General features: G+C 46.6%; 18 protein-coding genes and 1 other annotated feature. Of the genes, 7 read left to right on the forward strand and 11 right to left on the reverse strand.

Features of this window, described 5'->3' with window-relative positions; translation table 11 throughout:
- Positions 1-11 precede the first annotated feature (11 nt).
- Positions 12-1,040: an ABC transporter substrate-binding protein gene (locus MHI38_RS04975; protein ID WP_341181013.1), complete on the reverse strand. Its 1,029-nt coding sequence runs from the start codon at positions 1,038-1,040 to the stop codon at positions 12-14.
- 242 nt (positions 1,041-1,282) lie between these two features.
- Between MHI38_RS04975 and MHI38_RS04980 the strand changes: the two genes are divergently transcribed.
- The 7 genes from MHI38_RS04980 to MHI38_RS05010 all read left to right on the forward strand — a co-directional run bounded on the left by MHI38_RS04980 (position 1,283) and on the right by MHI38_RS05010 (position 8,693).
- Positions 1,283-2,491, forward strand: a complete 1,209-nt coding sequence (locus MHI38_RS04980) for a pyridoxal phosphate-dependent aminotransferase (protein ID WP_341181014.1) — start codon at positions 1,283-1,285, stop codon at positions 2,489-2,491.
- A 74-nt stretch (positions 2,492-2,565) separates the two neighbouring features.
- Positions 2,566-2,785: a binding site (T-box leader), on the forward strand.
- 81 nt (positions 2,786-2,866) lie between these two features.
- Positions 2,867-3,970 (forward strand): glutamate 5-kinase, encoded by a 1,104-nt coding sequence (gene proB / locus MHI38_RS04985; protein ID WP_253493513.1) that lies wholly within the window; start codon positions 2,867-2,869, stop codon positions 3,968-3,970.
- Between the two features lie 25 nt (positions 3,971-3,995).
- A complete protein-coding gene (locus MHI38_RS04990; RefSeq protein WP_308723384.1) occupies positions 3,996-5,243 on the forward strand; it encodes a glutamate-5-semialdehyde dehydrogenase in 1,248 nt (415 codons plus the stop codon).
- A 37-nt stretch (positions 5,244-5,280) separates the two neighbouring features.
- On the forward strand, positions 5,281-6,147 hold the full coding sequence (proC, locus tag MHI38_RS04995; RefSeq protein ID WP_186811616.1) for a pyrroline-5-carboxylate reductase: 867 nt from the start codon (positions 5,281-5,283) through the stop codon (positions 6,145-6,147).
- Positions 6,140-7,363, forward strand: a complete 1,224-nt coding sequence (locus tag MHI38_RS05000) for a 2,3-diketo-5-methylthiopentyl-1-phosphate enolase (protein ID WP_186812256.1) — start codon at positions 6,140-6,142, stop codon at positions 7,361-7,363. The genes proC and MHI38_RS05000 overlap by 8 nt, the downstream gene beginning before the upstream one ends.
- A complete protein-coding gene (locus MHI38_RS05005) occupies positions 7,360-8,037 on the forward strand; it encodes a 2-hydroxy-3-keto-5-methylthiopentenyl-1-phosphate phosphatase (RefSeq protein WP_253493501.1) in 678 nt (225 codons plus the stop codon). Before MHI38_RS05000 ends, MHI38_RS05005 begins: the two co-directional genes overlap by 4 nt.
- 2 nt (positions 8,038-8,039) lie before the next feature.
- Positions 8,040-8,693, forward strand: coding sequence for a methylthioribulose 1-phosphate dehydratase (locus tag MHI38_RS05010; RefSeq protein ID WP_341181015.1), 654 nt, complete (start codon positions 8,040-8,042; stop codon positions 8,691-8,693).
- Between the two features lie 77 nt (positions 8,694-8,770).
- Here the strand turns inward: MHI38_RS05010 and MHI38_RS05015 are convergent, their stop codons facing one another.
- From MHI38_RS05015 to MHI38_RS05060, 10 genes are all read right to left on the reverse strand, one after another.
- Positions 8,771-10,096, reverse strand: coding sequence for a multi-tm2 domain protein (locus MHI38_RS05015; protein WP_445667202.1), 1,326 nt, complete (start codon positions 10,094-10,096; stop codon positions 8,771-8,773).
- 37 nt (positions 10,097-10,133) lie between these two features.
- Complete coding sequence (locus MHI38_RS05020; protein ID WP_154890594.1) at positions 10,134-10,586, reverse strand: hypothetical protein; 453 nt, start codon at positions 10,584-10,586, stop codon at positions 10,134-10,136.
- Positions 10,579-11,079 carry an RNA polymerase sigma factor gene (locus tag MHI38_RS05025; RefSeq protein ID WP_341181016.1) on the reverse strand — a complete coding sequence of 167 codons (501 nt, stop codon included), beginning with the start codon at positions 11,077-11,079 and terminating at the stop codon, positions 10,579-10,581. The genes MHI38_RS05020 and MHI38_RS05025 overlap by 8 nt, the downstream gene beginning before the upstream one ends.
- 307 nt (positions 11,080-11,386) lie before the next feature.
- Positions 11,387-12,112: a DnaD domain-containing protein gene (locus MHI38_RS05030; RefSeq protein ID WP_260510800.1), complete on the reverse strand. Its 726-nt coding sequence runs from the start codon at positions 12,110-12,112 to the stop codon at positions 11,387-11,389.
- Positions 12,112-13,407 carry an asparagine--tRNA ligase gene (gene asnS / locus MHI38_RS05035; RefSeq protein WP_090917136.1) on the reverse strand — a complete coding sequence of 432 codons (1,296 nt, stop codon included), beginning with the start codon at positions 13,405-13,407 and terminating at the stop codon, positions 12,112-12,114. Before asnS ends, MHI38_RS05030 begins: the two co-directional genes overlap by 1 nt.
- A 102-nt stretch (positions 13,408-13,509) precedes the next feature.
- The gene (locus tag MHI38_RS05040) at positions 13,510-14,715 is read right to left on the reverse strand and encodes an acetate/propionate family kinase (protein WP_154890595.1); all 1,206 of its coding nucleotides are present in this window, start codon (positions 14,713-14,715) and stop codon (positions 13,510-13,512) included.
- On the reverse strand, positions 14,712-15,584 hold the full coding sequence (locus tag MHI38_RS05045; RefSeq protein ID WP_123066052.1) for a 3-hydroxyacyl-CoA dehydrogenase family protein: 873 nt from the start codon (positions 15,582-15,584) through the stop codon (positions 14,712-14,714). The genes MHI38_RS05040 and MHI38_RS05045 overlap by 4 nt, the downstream gene beginning before the upstream one ends.
- 133 nt (positions 15,585-15,717) lie before the next feature.
- Positions 15,718-17,220: an AAA family ATPase gene (locus MHI38_RS05050; protein ID WP_154890596.1), complete on the reverse strand. Its 1,503-nt coding sequence runs from the start codon at positions 17,218-17,220 to the stop codon at positions 15,718-15,720.
- Positions 17,213-17,740 carry a hypothetical protein gene (locus MHI38_RS05055; protein ID WP_090917144.1) on the reverse strand — a complete coding sequence of 176 codons (528 nt, stop codon included), beginning with the start codon at positions 17,738-17,740 and terminating at the stop codon, positions 17,213-17,215. The genes MHI38_RS05050 and MHI38_RS05055 overlap by 8 nt, the downstream gene beginning before the upstream one ends.
- Before the next feature lie 333 nt (positions 17,741-18,073).
- Entirely contained in the window at positions 18,074-18,604 is a 531-nt protein-coding gene (locus MHI38_RS05060) for a hypothetical protein (protein WP_253493468.1), read from the reverse strand.
- Positions 18,605-18,632: the final 28 nt, after the last annotated feature.

Genomic DNA, 18,632 nt, shown 5'->3' on the forward strand with positions numbered 1-18,632 from the left:
CTTGAACTTTATCATTGAATCATCTGCTCGGGCAGCTCCTTCAATAACCATTCTCTGGACATCGCATCACCCGAAGCTTTGACAATATCAAAATGATACACCTTGCCAGCTTTAACGGCGGGCAGGTTTTTCCATACTGCGCTGTCCATCAATTCCTTGGTGGACTGCTTGGCATCTTCCGTTACTGGTTCAAGGATAAATATCCGATCACCAGCAATTTCTGTCATTTTTTCCGTAGAAATCTCCGCAAATCCCATTCCCTCCTTCAATAGCTTTTGGATTTCAGGTGTTGGTTTCATCCCATCCTTGCCATATAACAACTGAGGTAACCCGGCTCCAGCCATCACAAAAAGACGATTCCCCGGATACATCGTAAACACCGATGCTGTCTCTCCTTCTTTTAGGCCATGATCACGAAGCTTTTTCCACATTTGCTCTGTTGCGGTTTGATGCGCTGTAATCCAGTCCTCTGCCTCCTGTTTTTTGTTTAACAGGTCGCCTAACGTTCGCATGCGCTCCTCCAATGTTGCAAATGAATCAAAGGTTACTGTAGGTGCGACTTTTGAGATCTGATCATACTGTGCCTCATCACTATTCGAAAAAATAATCAGATCCGGATTCAATCCAACGGCCCTCTCTACACTAAACGGAAATCCTACATCTTCCGAATCCGCGACCTGCTCGTCAAACACCATGCCTTCCTGCCGAAGTATGCCCACCGGGATAACGCCCAGTGCGACCAGATCCCCGGTAACTTCGCCATGATAGATTACACGTTGAGGAGTAACAGGCACAGTCACGGTATGACCTGTCCAATCCTTGAACTGTCTTGTCTGTCCGACGTTATCCTCATCTGCAGAAGTTTGTTTTCCGGTTTCTGTGTCTCCACTTGCCTGATTAACCGATACATTACCTGGATTCTCTGAAGCTGGTGCAGATGTCGATGCCTCGTTTGAACATGCGAATAAAAGTACAGACAACGCTGTGACTGTCAATAAAAGGGCCGTATTTCGGAACTTGTTATGGAACTTGCTTTGCATCTCTATTTTTCCCCCTGTTTGATGTGCTCTCAAATTTTTTCAAATGATATTGATTATCATTATCGTAAAATATCTTAACTCATGGATTTTCTGATCTCAATGGATAAACTTGAATTTTGCATTTCCCTTTTGTACAAAAATGTTCTTCCTCACATCTATCTCCCTCTATACAGCTCGGGATTGACGTGATAAATTAATGAGAACGTTTTGCCATATATGAACATCATGGAGTGATATATACGATGACGAATTCAGAACATAGATCTTCTCTTTCCGCCTTTCCAATCCCCTCTGCAAATGTCATGTCACAGTTGCCAACGCAATTTTTTGCGACCCTTGTTCACAATGTGAACCGCGAGATTGCGAGCGGTCATGATGTCATTAATCTGGGGCAAGGTAATCCTGACACCCCTACTCCACCGCGTATTGTTCAATCTTTACAGCAATCGGCTGAAAATCCCCTTTATCATAAATATTCTCCGTTTCGCGGGTATGCCTTCCTGAAGGAAGCCGTTGCCAAACGTTACAAAGAAGATTACAACGTTGATCTTGATCCCGAGACCGAGGTCGCTATTCTATTTGGTGGCAAAACCGGACTGGTTCAATTACCTCAAGTCTTATTGAATCCCGGGGATGTATGTCTCGTTCCCGATCCAGGGTATCCTGACTATTGGTCAGGCGTTGCTCTCGCGCAGGCGCGTATGAGCTTCATGCCTCTATTGAAATCCAATGCATTTCTACCCGATTATGAAGCAATCTCCGCTGATGATCGGCAGAAGGCCAAGCTTATGTTCCTGAACTATCCCAACAACCCAACCTCGGCCACCGCTCCGCTATCCTTTTACGAGGACACTGTTGAATTTGCGATTCAGAATCAGATTGTCGTTGCCAGTGATTTTGCTTATGGTGCAATTGGATATGACGGGCGTCGTCCTGTCAGTTTCTTGCAAGCTCCAGGAGCCAAAGAGGTAGGCATCGAGTTCTACACCCTCTCCAAAACATATAATATGGCAGGATGGCGTGTCGGATTTGCACTGGGGAATGCGGAGATCATCTCTAAAATCAATCTGCTACAGGATCATATCTATGTCAGCCTGTTTGGCGGTATCCAAGCTGCCGCTGCGGAAGCTCTGACAGGCCCGCAGGACTGTGTCACTTCACTGGTCGCACGATATGAATCTCGTCGTGATGCATTTTACGAGGCGCTTTCCGCGATCGGTTGGCAAGCGTCCAAGCCGGAAGGTTCATTCTTTGGATGGTTGCCTGTGCCGGAAGGATATACCTCCTCTGGTTTGGCTGAAATTCTGCTACGAGAAGCGAAGGTTGCTGTCGCGCCTGGTATCGGTTTTGGCTCCCACGGAGAAGGTTATGTACGCATAGGTCTTCTGAGTGATGAGCAACGATTGCGTGAAGCGGCGGAGCGAATTGGGAAGCTTCATCTTTTCAAATAAGTGAAAGCTGAACACATGGCTACAATCTCTTTGCATATGCCAACTTTCCATGGTATGTTATAAGAAATAGTAAACGAAACGTGATGACGGGACCAGTAAGAGAGAATCAGTTGCGCACAGAGAGTAAATTCCATCTGGCTGCAAGAATTTACCGCGGCTTCTCTCCGAAACCTACCCCTGAGCGGCCTGTTGTGTACAGGACAGTGCCTTCTGTTACAGGGCATGAGCCGGATGATCTGATCATGATCATCAATAAAGGTGGTACCGCGGAAGTAACGAACTTTCGTCCTTTTTAACCAAAGGACGGGAGTTTTTTTTGTACCTAAGCAGACTGCTTCGCAATCACTGATTAATTATGTTTAAGGAAGTGAAATCATGACTTCACGTATTGTCGTTAAAATCGGAAGCAGCTCATTAACCACTGAAGAAGGCGGATTGGATCGCCAGGCGATATCCTTTTTCGCAGATGAAATGGCCTCTCTTGTTGCTCAGGGCCACGAAGTTCTGCTCGTCACTTCTGGTGCCGTTGCTGCCGGATTCCGGGAGATCGGTTACCCTCAGCGTCCCAAACAACTACATGAGAAACAAGCGGCTGCGGCGGTTGGGCAGGCTTTGCTGATGCAGGCATATCAACAGGCTTTTGCGGCGCACCGCGTTACTACAGCGCAAATATTACTGACCCGTACCGACTTCCACAGCCGTAAACGCATGGGAAATGCCGGTATGACCGTAGAGGAACTGCTCAAGCAAGGGGTCATTCCGATTTTTAACGAAAATGATACTGTATCTGTCGACGAACTAAAATTCGGTGATAACGATTTGTTATCTGCGCTGGTAGCCAATCTGGTGAGGGCACAGCATCTTATTATCGTCACAGATACGAATGGGTTGTACACCGCTGATCCACGTAAAGACCCTGCCGCGAAACGATATGACCGTATTCCTGAAATCACAGCCGAGATATATGCATATGCCGGCGGTTCGGGATCAGCTGTAGGCACAGGCGGTATGCGCTCCAAGGTGGATGCGGCCAAAGTCGCCACACGCGGAGGTGTTCCTGTTTTTGTAGGCAGTGTGAAAGAACCTGGGGACATGCAACTCGCTTTGGATGGAATCGGAAAAGGAACTTATTTTGAGACCAAGCTGGCCTCACTCTCTCGCAAAAAACAATGGCTTGGCTTCATGTCCACTCCGCTTGGGACAGTTGTTGTTGATCATGGTGCTGAGGAAGCGCTCGTTCACGGTGGGCACAGTCTGCTTCCCGTAGGCGTAAAGCGAGTTCTGGGAACATTCCATGCGGGCGATGTGGTCGAAGTACTTGGCCCCGATGAGTCGCTACTCGGACGTGGCATCGTCAATTACGATGATGATCAGCTTCGTCAGATTGCGGGACTGCCAAGCGGCGAGGTCATGAAACAGCTGAACAGCATCCATAGACTTGAAGTGATTCATCGCGATGAATGGATTACCTTGAAATAATAGCTGAACTAGAGGAGGATTTAAGATGAGTGAAGTTAGAGAAAAAGCAAGTAAAGCCAAAGCTGTCGTCACCGAATTAAATCGGCTGAGTACGGAACAGAAGAACGCCGCACTGCGCACTATGGCTGACGCCTTGATTGCTTCGGCGGATGCCATCATTACTGCAAATGTGGAAGATCTGGATCGCGGCAGAGAACAAGGCACTCCTGAATCCATGCTGGATCGTCTGGCACTGAATAAAGAGCGCATCACAGGCATCGCTGAAGGCTTACGTCAGATCGCGGAATTACCCGATCCTGTGGGCGAAGTGCTGGAAACTTTTACACGTCCGAATGGCCTGCACATCGAAAAATCAAGAGTTCCGATTGGCCTGATTGGCATTATTTATGAAGCTCGTCCTAACGTGACGGTTGACGCTGCAGGCCTTTGTCTCAAAACAGGCAATGCTGTACTTCTGCGCGGCGGCTCTTCTGCTCTCTCCTCCAATCGAAAAATTGTTGAGGCGCTACATCAAGCGCTGGCAACTACGGCAATGCCTGCAGATGCACTTCAGTTGGTAGAAGACGCAGACCGTGCTTCCGTTGACGAAATGCTCAAGCTGAACGGACTGCTGGACGTTATCATCCCACGTGGTGGTGCTTCACTGATTCGCACTGTCGTAGCGAACGCAACCGTACCGGTCATTGAGACGGGTGCTGGCATCTGTCATACCTATGTGGATGAATCAGCGGACGAAGCCATGGCAACCGATATTGCTATCAATGCCAAAGCACAGCGCCCATCGGTATGTAACTCTATGGAAACCTTGCTACTACATGCGAACTATGCAGAAAAGCATCTCCCAACTCTGGCTGAGCGCTTCCGTGAAGCAAGTGTCGTTCTAAAAGGTTGTGAAACGGTGCGTCGCCTTGTTCCGACAGCGGCCCAGGCCACAGAGGAAGATTACGCAACAGAGTATAACGATTATATTTTGAACATCCGAGTTGTTGAAAATCTGGATGAAGCTTTGCAGCATATTGCACACTATGGAACGAAGCATTCCGAATGCATTGTGACCCGTGATGCCGCGCATGCAGAACGGTTTATGCAAGAAGTCGATGCGGCGGCTGTCTATCATAATGCTTCCACTCGTTTCACCGACGGATTCGAATTCGGATACGGTGCCGAGATTGGAATCAGTACACAGAAGTTGCATGCACGGGGCCCAATGGGACTGCCTGCACTAACGTCAAGTAAATACCGGATTACAGGCAATGGTCAGATTCGTCAATAATTTTTAAGCAACCAGTTATATAGGAGGAACGATATACATGAGCCAAGAGCAACAGACACTACTACAACAAAAGATTACTTTCCACGGAGCAGGTGCGATGGCTGAAGCCATCGTGCGTGGGCTCATTTCCCGCCTTGTCGTTCGTCCTCAGGATATTACGATGCTGAATCGCAGCAACTTGAAACGTCAGGAGGAACTGAGCACCCGTTATGCCGTGCATACCGGAACAGCCTCAAAATCAATGGATATCCTTTCCTCTTCCCCTGTGATTGTGCTGTGTATGAAACCCAAAGATGCCGCGGCGGCGCTTCGTGAACTGGGACCCCTGTTGTCTCCAAACCAGCTAATCGTATCCGTTATAGCTGGACTATCGATCCGTACGATGCAGAGCCTGCTTGGCCGCAAACAGCCGATTGCAAGAACGATGCCTAACACCTCCAGCACCATTGGACTTGGTGCCACTGGACTTGCTTTCTCTGCGGAGATTACCGATGAACAGCGTAGTACAGTCATGTCCCTTTTCGAAGCTGTAGGCATCGTAACGATTGTGCCAGAAGACAAACTCGAAGTGCTTACGGGTATTTCCGGCAGCGGACCTGCTTATGTATACTACCTAATGGAAGCCATGATTGCAGCCGGAATCCGCGGCGGATTGTCTGGTCAACAGTCTCGTGATCTAACCGTTCAGACGGTGCTTGGTGCAGCACGCATGGTGCAACAGACGGGCATGGAACCGATGAAACTGCGCAGTGATGTAACCTCGCCTGGAGGTGCAACACAGGCAGCTCTGAAAACGTTGGATGAAGGAGACTTCTTTGAAAATGTCATTGCGGCCGTGAGCCGCTGTGCAGAACGTTCTCGCGAGATGGGAGCTGCGTTGGAAGGAGATTTAAAACATGAATAACATGTGTACTGCCACATATCGTCTGCATGATGATCATGCCGATTTTCACAAAAAAGCTCAATCGATTGCCATAGGTATGACCGTGGGCAGTTGGACGGAGCTACCTCAGGCGCAGCGGGAAGCCATGCAAAAACATCTGGGTGAAGTGATCAAGGTCGAGGTACACGAAGCGGAAGGATTAGCACCTGGAGAACGTTATGCAGATATCACCATTGGATACCCGGATATTAACTTTAGTCAAGATATCCCGGCTTTGCTTGTCACCGTTTTTGGCAAAATCTCGATGGACGGACGCATCAAGCTGAATCATCTCGGATTTTCAGATAACTTCTTGCGCGCTTTCCCGGGACCGAAGTTTGGACTGAGCGGTGTGCGGGATCTGCTTGGAGTTCATGATCGTCCTTTGCTGATGAGTATTTTCAAATCGGTTATTGGACTGAATGCCGAAGAACTGCGGGAGCAGTTTATCCGTCAGGCTCTTGGGGGCGTTGATCTGATCAAAGACGATGAAATCCTGTTTGAGAACAAGCTTACACCGATTGAAAAAAGAGTTGAGGTCTGCATGAAGGCTGCCGAACAGGCTCGCCAAGAAACAGGCAAAAAACTTCTGTACGCCACCAATTTGACGGGACCTACCTCCCGTTTGAAACAACAAGCTGAACGTGCGATCAGTGCAGGTGCGAATGCGTTACTCTTCAATGTGCTCTCCTATGGTTATGATGTGTTGCATGAACTAAGCAGTGATCCTGACATTAACGTGCCAATCATGGCTCACCCGGCACTTGCCGGTGCTTTGTATCCATCACCGCATTACGGTATTTCTGCGTCTGTTGTATTGGGACAGTTGATGCGTCTCGCCGGTGCTGATCTCGTGCTCTTCCCTTCACCTTACGGTTCGGTTACGATGCCGAAGGAAGAAAATATGGCGATCACTGAGCAATTGCTCACATCTGATCTACCTGTAAGAACAAGTATGCCCGTGCCTTCAGCAGGAATTCATCCAGGACTTGTTCCGATGATTCTGAGAGACTTCGGCAAGGATGTGATCGTCAATGCCGGCGGAGGAATTCACGGACATCCCATGGGAACCGAAGCAGGTGGACGTGCGTTCTTGCAAGCCATTGAAGCCGCTGGGCGCTCCATTCCACTGGCCGAGTATGCTTCCGAGCACCCCGAGCTGAAAAGCGCACTTGATCTGTGGGGTGGAGAACGATGAGATCAGATAAGAAAACAGCAATTTTCTGTGATTTTGATGGAACCATTACGCTCTCAGACAACATTGTCGCCATTATGAAACACTTCAAACCAGAAGGTATCGATGCCATCATGAAAGACACGATTGAACAAAAAATATCTCTTCGCGAAGGGGTGGGAGCCATGTTTGCTCTCCTGCCTTCCTCGCGAAAAGATGAAATTGTTGAATTTGTTCTTGGACAAGCAGGCATTCGTGAAGGATTTCAAGCATTTCTGGAGTATGTTCGCAGTGAGGACATCGAATTTAATGTGACCAGCGGTGGCATGGACTTCTTCATTGAGCCCTTACTCGCCCCCTTCGACATTCCACAGGATCATGTATACTGTAACGGTGCAGATTTCTCCGGTGAACACATTCGCATTGAATGGCCGCATCCCTGTCAGCCCCCTTGCAACAACGGTTGCGGGATGTGTAAAACGACCGTAATTCGTACGTTTCCAGAAGAACAGTATAACCGGATTCTGATCGGAGACAGTCTAACAGACTTCGAAGGAGCTAAAATCGCTGATCTGGTCTACTCCCGCTCCATTCTGACGGATAAATGTGTGGAACTTGGTGTAGATCATGTGCCTTTTACGACCTTTTATGACATCATCGAAGATATGAAGCAGAAGCAATTACAAGGAGTGCTGTAAAGATGGGTTTTGAAAAGATTACACTGGAACATAAACGTCAGGTTCTGGAAGAACTGGCGGATGTCAAAGCATTGTTCGCAAGCCGAAACTGGTTTCCAGGTACAAGTGGCAACCTGTCGATGCGGGTGGGTGATTTCGACCCGGAACAATTTTATTTTGCGGTGACGGCCTCAGGCAAAGACAAGTCCCTGCATACGCCGGAAGATTTCCTTTTTGTTGATAAGGAAGGCAAAGCGATCGAAGCGACTACGTTGAAGCCGAGCGCCGAAACGTTGATTCACTGTGAAATCTATCGTTTAACCGGTTGTGGCGCGGTATTCCATGTGCATACGGTGTTTAACAACCTCATCAGCGAATTTTTCGGTGAAGATGGTCATGTGCCGATTCAAGGTATTGAATTGATCAAAGCCTTTAACATTTGGGAAGAAAATGCAGCCATTCGTGTTCCTGTTCTGCCCAACTTCGCACATATTCCTTCCATCGCTGAATTGGTACCGGGTGCACTAGACGCTAATGTTCCTGGAATTCTGCTGCGTAACCACGGGATTTATGCGTGGGGTAAGGATGCTTTTGAGGCGAAACGTCATCTGGAAGCTTTTGAATTTTTGTTCGAAGTGATGTACCGTCAGCTTTTGCTGAAAGGCGCACAAAAATAGATTATTAAAAAAACACACCAGCGGCTTGAGATCAGTCCTGGTGTGTTTTGCTTTTTATACTGTTTCTTGTAAACGAATCATCGTTTATCTCGATCCTTGAATAAAAAGAGACTTTCCAATTCATCATCCTTCGTGTGGTTTGCATTGGCCATCGATGCCTCAGCAGTAGACTCACGCTGTTTTCCAAATAACAACTTTAACCCACCAAAGATGAGCAAAAAGGAAACGATAACTGTGTTCAAATACGAACGAATCTCATACGTCAGGAACACATTCGGAAACATTTCGTTTAATTGCGGAATAATCAGGCGGATCGTCAAATAGTACAAACCGAGAGCCGCGATTCCCATCCCGATAAAACGCTGATGTTTAACCCAGTCTTTGAAGACCGGCTGATCATTAAGCGGTTCACGTCCATACCGACTTGAGCATTGAAGTCCGTCAAAGAAGCTATAGAACCAGATCAGTGGAATCATAAACAGGAACACAGATAAACGAAGCAGGTCCAGAATGTAGATGCTACCAAGGAACAAAAACATAAGTTGCAGACCTCTTTTTTGCAATCCGAGATACATATGCCCCGCACCCGGAAAAGCGGAGAGCAGTGTAGCCAGCACTTTGCTGCGCTTGCCCATAATTCTGCCTGTCTCGAGCTCTTCAAATAACGTTCGATCCTGTAACACTTCACCAGCCTGCTTGCGATGTACATGCTGGACCGCATCGAACATGCAGTACACCCAGATTACAGGCAGAATGAGCAAAAACATCAAAAATATAGATTCGTTTGTAATGGCGGATACGAACACCATCATGGCGAATGAACCAAAAAATGCGATCAAAAAGGATAAGCCCCGGTGAAGCAATCCAAGATGTAAATGTCCAAGACCAGGCACAAATGAAAGCAAAATGGTGAAAAAACGCTCCCCTTCACTTCCCTTACGGTACATGGGGTGAGGTCCCGTATAGGTTGCCCCACCAGGAAATCCGCCATATTCATGCTCATCCTCAGCACCCTGGCGATGCATGTCATTCTGATTTATAGCCCCCATTGGTCCTTGTTCTCTAACATAACCCTCTGGATAGGTTGAACCTTGATGATGTTCAGGATGACCATAATGCATACCTTGTCCGTTGTAATACATTTCTCGGACGGAAGGTGCAGAGAGCAACACAATAATCATGTCTAGCATACTGAGACACCAGATAAAGATCACACCTAATAATCCAAAGACTAGTAGATCCTTATCACCGACCAAATAGGTCAGCATGACAAAACCAATGCCCGTTCCAAAAAATAATAACGGGTAAACTACAGCTCGGGCCGTTCGCCGCCAATAGAGGAACCCAAGCCCAGGGAACAGATTTAATAAAAATGCAAGTAATTTATTACGATCTGAATGCACAGTCGTCATCCTTTCTATTCAGGCCATGTGAAACCAATCAAGGTTTGGGTTTGAAATTATCCAGCCATGAGGTAGCTGCCTCAGTCCATTTCTCGGTAAATGAGCCTGAAGTGTCACCTTCTTGGAATTTATGATAAGGAGCCACCTTGTCAAACAGTCCGGAAGAGAGAAAAATCAATGTTAAACAGGCTGCTACAGCGTAGTGAAATACTCTATGTTCAAACCATCGGCGGTTTCGTTCACCTCTAGAATGTCGTGTCTTGCCATCGGGCGCCATACTCTCAATTCGCTTCATGACGGAGTCGGTAAAATCCGCTGAATTCGGTAATGCAGGGCAGTTTCGCTCCATATCTAAAGCTTCAAGATAATCTTGCATTGCGTCTGGTTCATTCAGAAGAAACTGCTCCATCAGAATCGCCTGTTTGCCGCTGATTCGGCCTTCGATATAATCCGTCCATTGCTGGATGGTATACATTTCTTTTTTACTCACGCCACTCTTCCTCCTTCCAATGATTTCGAATCCACTGTCTAGCTCGGTATAACCTTGATTCAACCGTTTTTACAGCAACCTGAGCCTCATGGGCAATTTGCTCATAATTTTTCTCGCTCAGATAATAAGCGGTAATAATATCCCGGTGCTGGGCAGGCAGCTGATTAATCCGCTCAAGAAGTTTCTCCTGCCGTTCTTCACGAATGACACGGGCTAGAACGTCTTCATCCCGTCCAGGCAGATTAACTACCATTTCATCTCCGCCCAGATCTTCAGCACTCCGTCTGCCCAGCTTGCGTTTGGCATCAATAGCCTTGTGAAAAGCAATCCGTGTGATCCACGTCTTGAACCCTTCGGATCGGTAGTCGGGGAGAGATTTATAAATCTGAATGAACGCCTCCTGAGCGGCATCCTGTGCATCCTGATCGTTACGTAAGACAGAATACGCCACATGATAGACATGCTGACTGTATTTGTCGATCAGAACACGCATTTGAGATGCATCCCCTTGACGGATTTGTTCAATTACGAGCGCTTCATCAATAACTCTCCCCTCCTCTCCAATTCTATAGACGACGACTGGTCAACTGACCCCTGCAATTTTTATAAACTTTTTATAATTAGTATTCCTTGGGGTATTGAAGTTATATTTCTTGCTCCGACTGAAAGACCAGTTAAACTATTAAAATCCCCTCGAAAAAACGTGATATAGATTTAGATATAGCTAATAAGAAGTATATTATGGAGCAAAATAATATCAAAAAACAGGCACAGAATGAATTCTGGCCTGTTTATTTAATTTAACGTCCGCCATTGCGGAAACGTTGCGTGTACGCTTTGGCATCCTGCACATTTTTAACACGATTCCTGCTCCACTCCAGCAAAATTCGGTCGATGTACCTGAAATGCACTTTTCCTGCAAATACCGCTTCCTTCAAAGCCATCAGAATAAGCTCTTCCTGATAGCGATCCTGATCCAGCCAGCTGGATATCGTTTCACACTCCATTGGCGAGAGAGGACGACCAAATTCTTTTTCAAAAATAGAGAACATATTTCGCTCTTCCTCTTCTTTTTGAACACTGTTCGAATCTGGACGTGAAGTATTGGCTTTTTGTTGTTCTGACCGGGCATGAGCTGCATCTTCCGCTGTACACATCGCAAGCTTGGCATACAAGCCGTGCAGGTCATAACGTTCATACTGAATATCCCGTTCTTCATCCCGATGCTCATCTATCGTAATGTATCCATCCCTCATCAGACGCTGCAACATTCTGGCAATGCCTTCAGGAGCAAGTCCCATTCGTGTAGCAAGCTCTTCAAGGGTTGGAAACTCATTGAATTCCGCCTGACGGAAGCCCAGTAATTGAATGAGAAGCAGAACCTCAGTATCGGACAATCCAAGCTGATGATAAAAACGTAGTAAGGCATACGGTAGTTGAGCAGTACCTGAAGCCATACCGTAAGCTGCACCGCTTAACCAGGCTTTGGAGGACGCGTCTTCCATATACTCTTTTCCGTTAAGCATTAAGGGTACAGACGATAGAGCATACGAGGGAATGCAATAGTCTCACGAACATGGTCAAGTCCACAGATCCAAGCTACCGTGCGCTCCAATCCCAGACCGAAACCGGAGTGAGGAACCGATCCGTATTTACGCAGATCCAGGTACCATTGGTACGCTTCATCCGAAAGGTTGTGCTCTTCAAAACGCTGTTGCATCAGTTCTGGATCATCGATACGCTGTGATCCACCAATGATCTCGCCATAACCTTCCGGCGCAATCATATCTGCACACAGAACAACTTCAGGGCGATTTGGATCTGGTTTCATGTAAAATGCTTTGATTCCAGCTGGGTAATGCGTAATAAATACAGGAGTATTGTATTTTTCCGCAATCGCTGTTTCATGTGGTGCACCGAAATCTTCGCCCCAAGGAATGTCAAAGCCTTGTCCATTCAGGAACTCAATCGCTTCGTCATACGTAATACGGGGAAACGGAGCTGTAATGCCTTCCAGTTTGGAGACGTCACGTCCGATAGACTCGAGCTCAGCTCGGCAATTTTTCACCACGGATTGAACAACATGTGCGATGAATTTCTCTTGTACGCGCAAGCTTTCCTCGTGATCGACAAATGCCATCTCCGGCTCAATCATCCAGAACTCAATCAGGTGACGGCGGGTTTTGGATTTCTCTGCACGGAAGGTCGGACCGAAGGAATATACTTTACCAAGCGCCATCGCTGCGGCTTCCATGTACAATTGTCCACTTTGTGTCAGATACGCATCCTCATCAAAGTATTTGATATGGAACAGATTCGTTGTCCCTTCAGCAGATGAAGGCGTCAAGATCGGCGGGTCCACCTGCGTGAATCCGTTACCATCAAAAAACTGCTGAACAGCACGAATAATCTCTGCACGAATCACCATTACGGCACGTTGCTTGGTGGAACGAAGCCATAGATGACGATGATCCATCAAGAAATCCACACCATGCTCTTTCGGTGTAATAGGATAGTTTTCTGTCAAATGAATGATTTTCACGCCAGTAACGGTCATCTCATACCCGGACGCGCTCCGTGGCTCTTCACGGATAATACCTGTCACGTAGACTGAGCTCTCCTGAGTCAGGCTTTTGGCATCATTCCAGATGTCTTCACTGACTTCACTCTTAACCACTACACCTTGAATATATCCAGTTCCATCACGGAGTTGCAAAAACTGAATTTTACCGCTGGAGCGTTTGTTATTAATCCAAGCGCCGATGGTAACTGTCTCACCCACGTGCTCGTTCACATTACGAATTACACAATTCGTATCCATGCCCATATCTCCCCTTGATTCCATAAATTTGAAAATGCAGCGGACAGGTTCGCACCTGCCCTCTGCACTTCATTGTCATCCTGTATTTACTTTACAGTTAGATTACTTAGAATTCAATACGATTCGGTGTGTATCTCGTGCGATGACCAATTCTTCGTTCGTAGGTACGACAAGAACGTCCACTTTTGAATTTTCAGTTGTAATGCGGCGCGGCTCGCCGGAACGGATCGCATTTAATGCTTCATCCAGTTCAACGCCGAGGTATGTCAATTGCTCACATACTTTCTGACGAAGAACAACGGAGTTTTCACCCACACCTGCTGTAAATACGATCACGTCTACACCGTTCATCGCCGCAGCATAAGAACCGATATATTTACGCAAACGATACTCATACATTTCAAAAGCCAGCGTCGAATTAGGCTCGCCTTTTTCCATGCCTTCTGTAATTTCACGCATATCACTGCTGATTCCGGAAATCGCCAGAAGTCCGCTGTGTTTGTTCAACATGGAGCTAACTTCGCTTACGCTAAGTTCTTCCTTGTTCATAACATAAGGCACAATCGCTGGATCAAGGTCACCACTACGAGTTCCCATCATCAGACCTTCAAGTGGAGTCATACCCATCGATGTATCCACTGATACGCCGCCTTTAACAGCAGTTACACTACCACCGTTACCTACGTGACAAGTGATGATTTTCAAGTCTTCCACCGGACGACCGAGATACTCGGCTGCCGCTTTGCTTACGTAATCATGGGAGGTACCATGGGCGCCGTAACGACGTACTTTGTATTTTTTGTAAAGTACACGTGGAATAGCATATAGATAAGCATGTTCAGGCATCGTTTGGTGGAACGCTGTATCAAACACCATTACCTGAGGCACACCTGGCATATTCAATTCCGCCGCACGGATACCCATCATTGCTGCCGGGTTATGAAGCGGAGCTAAGTCAAACAAACGACGGATTTCGGTTTTTGCAGCGTCGTCTACCAGTGAAGATTCTTTAAACGCTTCACCGCCGTGTACTACACGGTGACCTACAGCCTGAATTTCACTAACAGAAGCAACCACGCCGTGTTCCTTGTGTGTCAACAAATCAATGACTTTACGAATCGCAGTCGTATGTTCCAGAATCTCACTAACTTCCGTAACTTCCTCACGGCCAGTCGGTTTATGTGTCAGAATGGAAGAATCCATCCCGATCCGCTCTACCAGACCTTTTGCAAGTACCGATTCATCTTCCATGTTGTACAATTGATATTTGAGCGAGGAACTCCCCGCGTTAATTACGAGTATATTCACAGACGGTCACCATCCTTGTCGTACTTGAAGAATCCTTCTCCTGTTTTCACGCCCAGATGACCTGCACGCACCATTTTTTTCAGGACAATCGAAGGACGATATTTCAGTTCTCCGAATTCACGGAACATTCTTTCGAGGGCTGCCTCAACGGAATCCAGTCCGAAACGGTCAGCCATTTCAAGCGGTCCATGTTGGAAATTATAACCGATACGCATTGCATCATCGATGTCCTCAGCAGAAGCTACACCTTCTTGCAGGACATGAAGCGCTTCGTTGATCAGCAAGCAGATCAGACGGGAGGTTACAAATCCAGGGGATTCGTAGATCATAACGCCTTTTTTGTCTACGACTTCTTCAACAAAGCGGCGAGTTTCTTCGAATGTTGTATCGGATGTTTTCAGACCACGAATAATCTCAACAAGATCAACCCGGGATACCGGGTGAATAAAGTGCATACCAATAACACGCTCCGGGTACTTGGTCGAGCTTGCAAGCTCGGTCAAACTCAGCGTGGACGTGTTACTTGCCAAAATCACATTGCTTGGACATACCTGATCCAATTGATTAAAGACTGCTTTTTTAGCTTCCAGATCTTCCGAGATCGTCTCAATAACCATATCGCAAGAGCCCAGTTCAGCCAAGTGCGCTACTTTCGTAATACGGGAGAGAATCAATTTCTTCTCCGCTTTGGTAATCGCCCATTTCTCGAGCTGTTTATCCAAATTTGTTTCAATCATGTCATATGCATGATCAAGCTTCTTAGTCGTATGCTCCACTAGAAGCACATCAAGTCCTTTGGCTGCGAGCATCTGGGAAATTCCTTGCCCCATCGTACCGCCGCCGACAACTCCTATTTTTTTGAAAAACATGGTTCTGCTCCATCCTTTCGGTTCTCTATTTCTCTATTGTACCCTGTTCGCCGAAAATTACAAATTTCGACCCAACAACTAATAATATCTTAGCACGACTGAAATGTAAAAAAAAATAACCAGCATAAAGAAATTATGCTGGTAAACGTGCACTGTCACGAAATTGACAACGAAATTGTTCTCCTGACAAAACTTCCTCACGCATCAGAATGTCGAGAGAATTGTCGAAAATTGACCGTTGCTCTTCAAGCCGGCGTTTCGTCTGCTCCATCAGTTCCTGAAGAATAACTTTATTTTCTCTCATCAGTTCTTCGGTAGTGACCATATCCATATTTACAATCCCGAGTGACGTCAAACCGGAAGCCATCATCGTCTGTACAACATTCGTCGCTTGTTCAAAGTCATTGCGTGAACCTGTAGAACGACCACCATAGTACATTTCTTCGGCGGCTGCACCACCCAGTGCAATCATGATCTGCTCCTCCAGAAAACGTTTCGTATACAGAAACTGCTCCTGTTGCGGGTTATGACGCACGTACCCAAGTGCCTGTCCACGCGGACTAAGGGCTACCTGGCTTACGCTCCCAGGACGCACAAGCTCAGCCATAATGGCATGTCCAAGTTCATGAATGGCCACTCTCTTCTTTTCCTCAACGCTCGACTCGCGATCGGTTTTCTCACCCATCATCACTTTGTCAATCGCAAGAGATAAATGACGCTGTTCGATGGTAAGCAAGCCCTCACGCATCGCATAGATCGCAGCTTCATTCATGACACTTTCGAGCTGTGCGCCTGAGAAACCGTAAGACTCTTCCGCTGTTTTATCCAGGCTCACGCCCTGTGTAAGTGGTTTGTTCACTGCATGTAGCTCCAAGATGTGTTTTCTACCTTTTTTATCTGGTAAATCCACCTGAATATGACGGTCAAAGCGCCCTGGACGTGTCAAAGCACTATCGAGCATCTCTTTACGGTTGGTAGCTGCAATCAGCAATATCCTAGGCGTCTCGGAAGTGTATATGCCATCCATCTCCGTCAGCAACTGATTTAAGGTCTGATCATACTCACGTTGCTGTCCACCTTCACGTTTACCACCGATCACATCAATCTCATCAATAAAAATGATCGCATTTTCCTTGTTTTCCTTCGCTGCCCGTGTTCTGGCATCCTTAAACAAATCACGGATTCTGCTGGCACCTACACCGACATACATTTCAACAAACTCACTGCCTGATGCAGCTACGAACACCGAATCCGTGTAGTGAGCCGCGGCTTTGGCCATCAACGTTTTCCCAGTTCCCGGAGGGCCCGTCAGCAAAATGCCTTTCATCGGCCTTATCCCAAACTTCTGTATTTCTTCATGACGGATCAGAAAGTCAAGCGCCTCTCTTAATTCCTGCTTGGCACTGTCCTGACCTCCAATTTCTTCGAACGTCAGTTTTGAAGGTCCTTTTTTCTTCCGTTTACGCTCTTGTCCAGCACCTACCGTAATCCCGCCGCGCATCTGCATCATGAATAACAACCCACCAACCAACAATGCTGCGATCAGAATCGGAACAATATTCACACCGATAAAAGCAAGAAAAATGATAACAACTGGGACAATTCCTATGGCTGCTTCTTTTGTCCATTTAGGCATTAGGCCACACTCCTATCTGACCGGGTACACGCGGCAGTATAATAAACTTGCTGGCTTCTCCGTCTCGCAGACTTACATAAACATTGTTGTCATCCATCGCCGTATTGACTTGAATTCCTCCTGTAGCCATCTTGGACAACGTCGGAGTAATCTCGGCGTATTGTTTGTTCTCCATCGCCTGGGCTACGGTAAACATGGCATCTCCCCACCAGTTTTCAAGCGCCTCATTGGAGTGGTCTACGACATCCAGTTTGAGCGCTCGGGAGCCGATCAGGTTCTGTCCTTCTCTATGAATATATTGCACCAGTCTACCTAAATCTACATTTGGCTTTAAATCAAGTTTCATTTGTACATCATTGCGGTTAATAGTTAACTGAACGCTATTAACACCTTCGTACTGAGTAACCATCTTTTCAATCGGACTCTGTACGGCTACTTGACGGTATATGAACCAACCTCCAAACAACAGGACGGCAGAAACTACGGCGGTTAGAACAATAGGCAATACTTTCAGCTTCAAATGAATTACCCCTCCCAAAATGAGCCCGTCCTTAATCTACAGGCTTGTATATTTAGCTGTACATCATGTCTGCAACGTTTATTGCAGATTTATTTGCGTTGTTCGTTAACTTCAGTACATATCTGAGTATATCACATCGTATATACAATTTCGAAGGCGAAAATATGAATAAATTAATAATTTTAACTATTTCATTGATGTTCAATGGTTTGAATGCCAAAAAAACCGGTTCAGTCGGTATCCCGTCTGCCGGTTTTTTGGCTTATTGTTATGTGCAACTATCTATGAATTGACCGTTTTATTCATCATCATAATGAAAGAAGATGTATGAAGTCAGCTGTTCGGTAACGTATATACCAGATCGACTTGCTCTCCGTTGCTAAATCGGTAAAAGCGATAATAGTTATGCGTATCATCGTTATAGTACACTTGCCACACATAGATATTGTTCACAACACCTGGCATGATCCGTTTGATCTCACCGCCTGGAACATCTGAGCTGAAACGGTTGCGAATCTGCATTTCGGTCATCCCGTTCTGCAATAACTCACTGTGCACACCTGCCGCGCCTTGTACAGGCTGATTGTTATTATCAAACTTAACCCAGACCATAATGTCCTGATTATCTTTGTTTTTAGCTGTCATCGTCCAGTATATGTTGTCAGCGCCACTCTTTTCGCCCCACACGTACTTCCGCAGTTCATCAGGTGCTGTAATGCCCAGCTGGTTCTGTGCCGATTCAATCGCCAATGCTTCTTCCTGCCGCTGATCCTGCGTGACATAGACGTAATATCGCTGAAGCCCAATCAAGATCAGAACGAGAATGAGCAGCGATATCCATATCCACTTCTTTTTTTTCTTCAAGAGTTGAACTTCCTTTCCCTAAAAGTGC

Source organism: Paenibacillus sp. FSL K6-1558 (genome assembly GCF_038002565.1).
Lineage (GTDB): Bacteria > Bacillota > Bacilli > Paenibacillales > Paenibacillaceae > Paenibacillus > Paenibacillus polysaccharolyticus.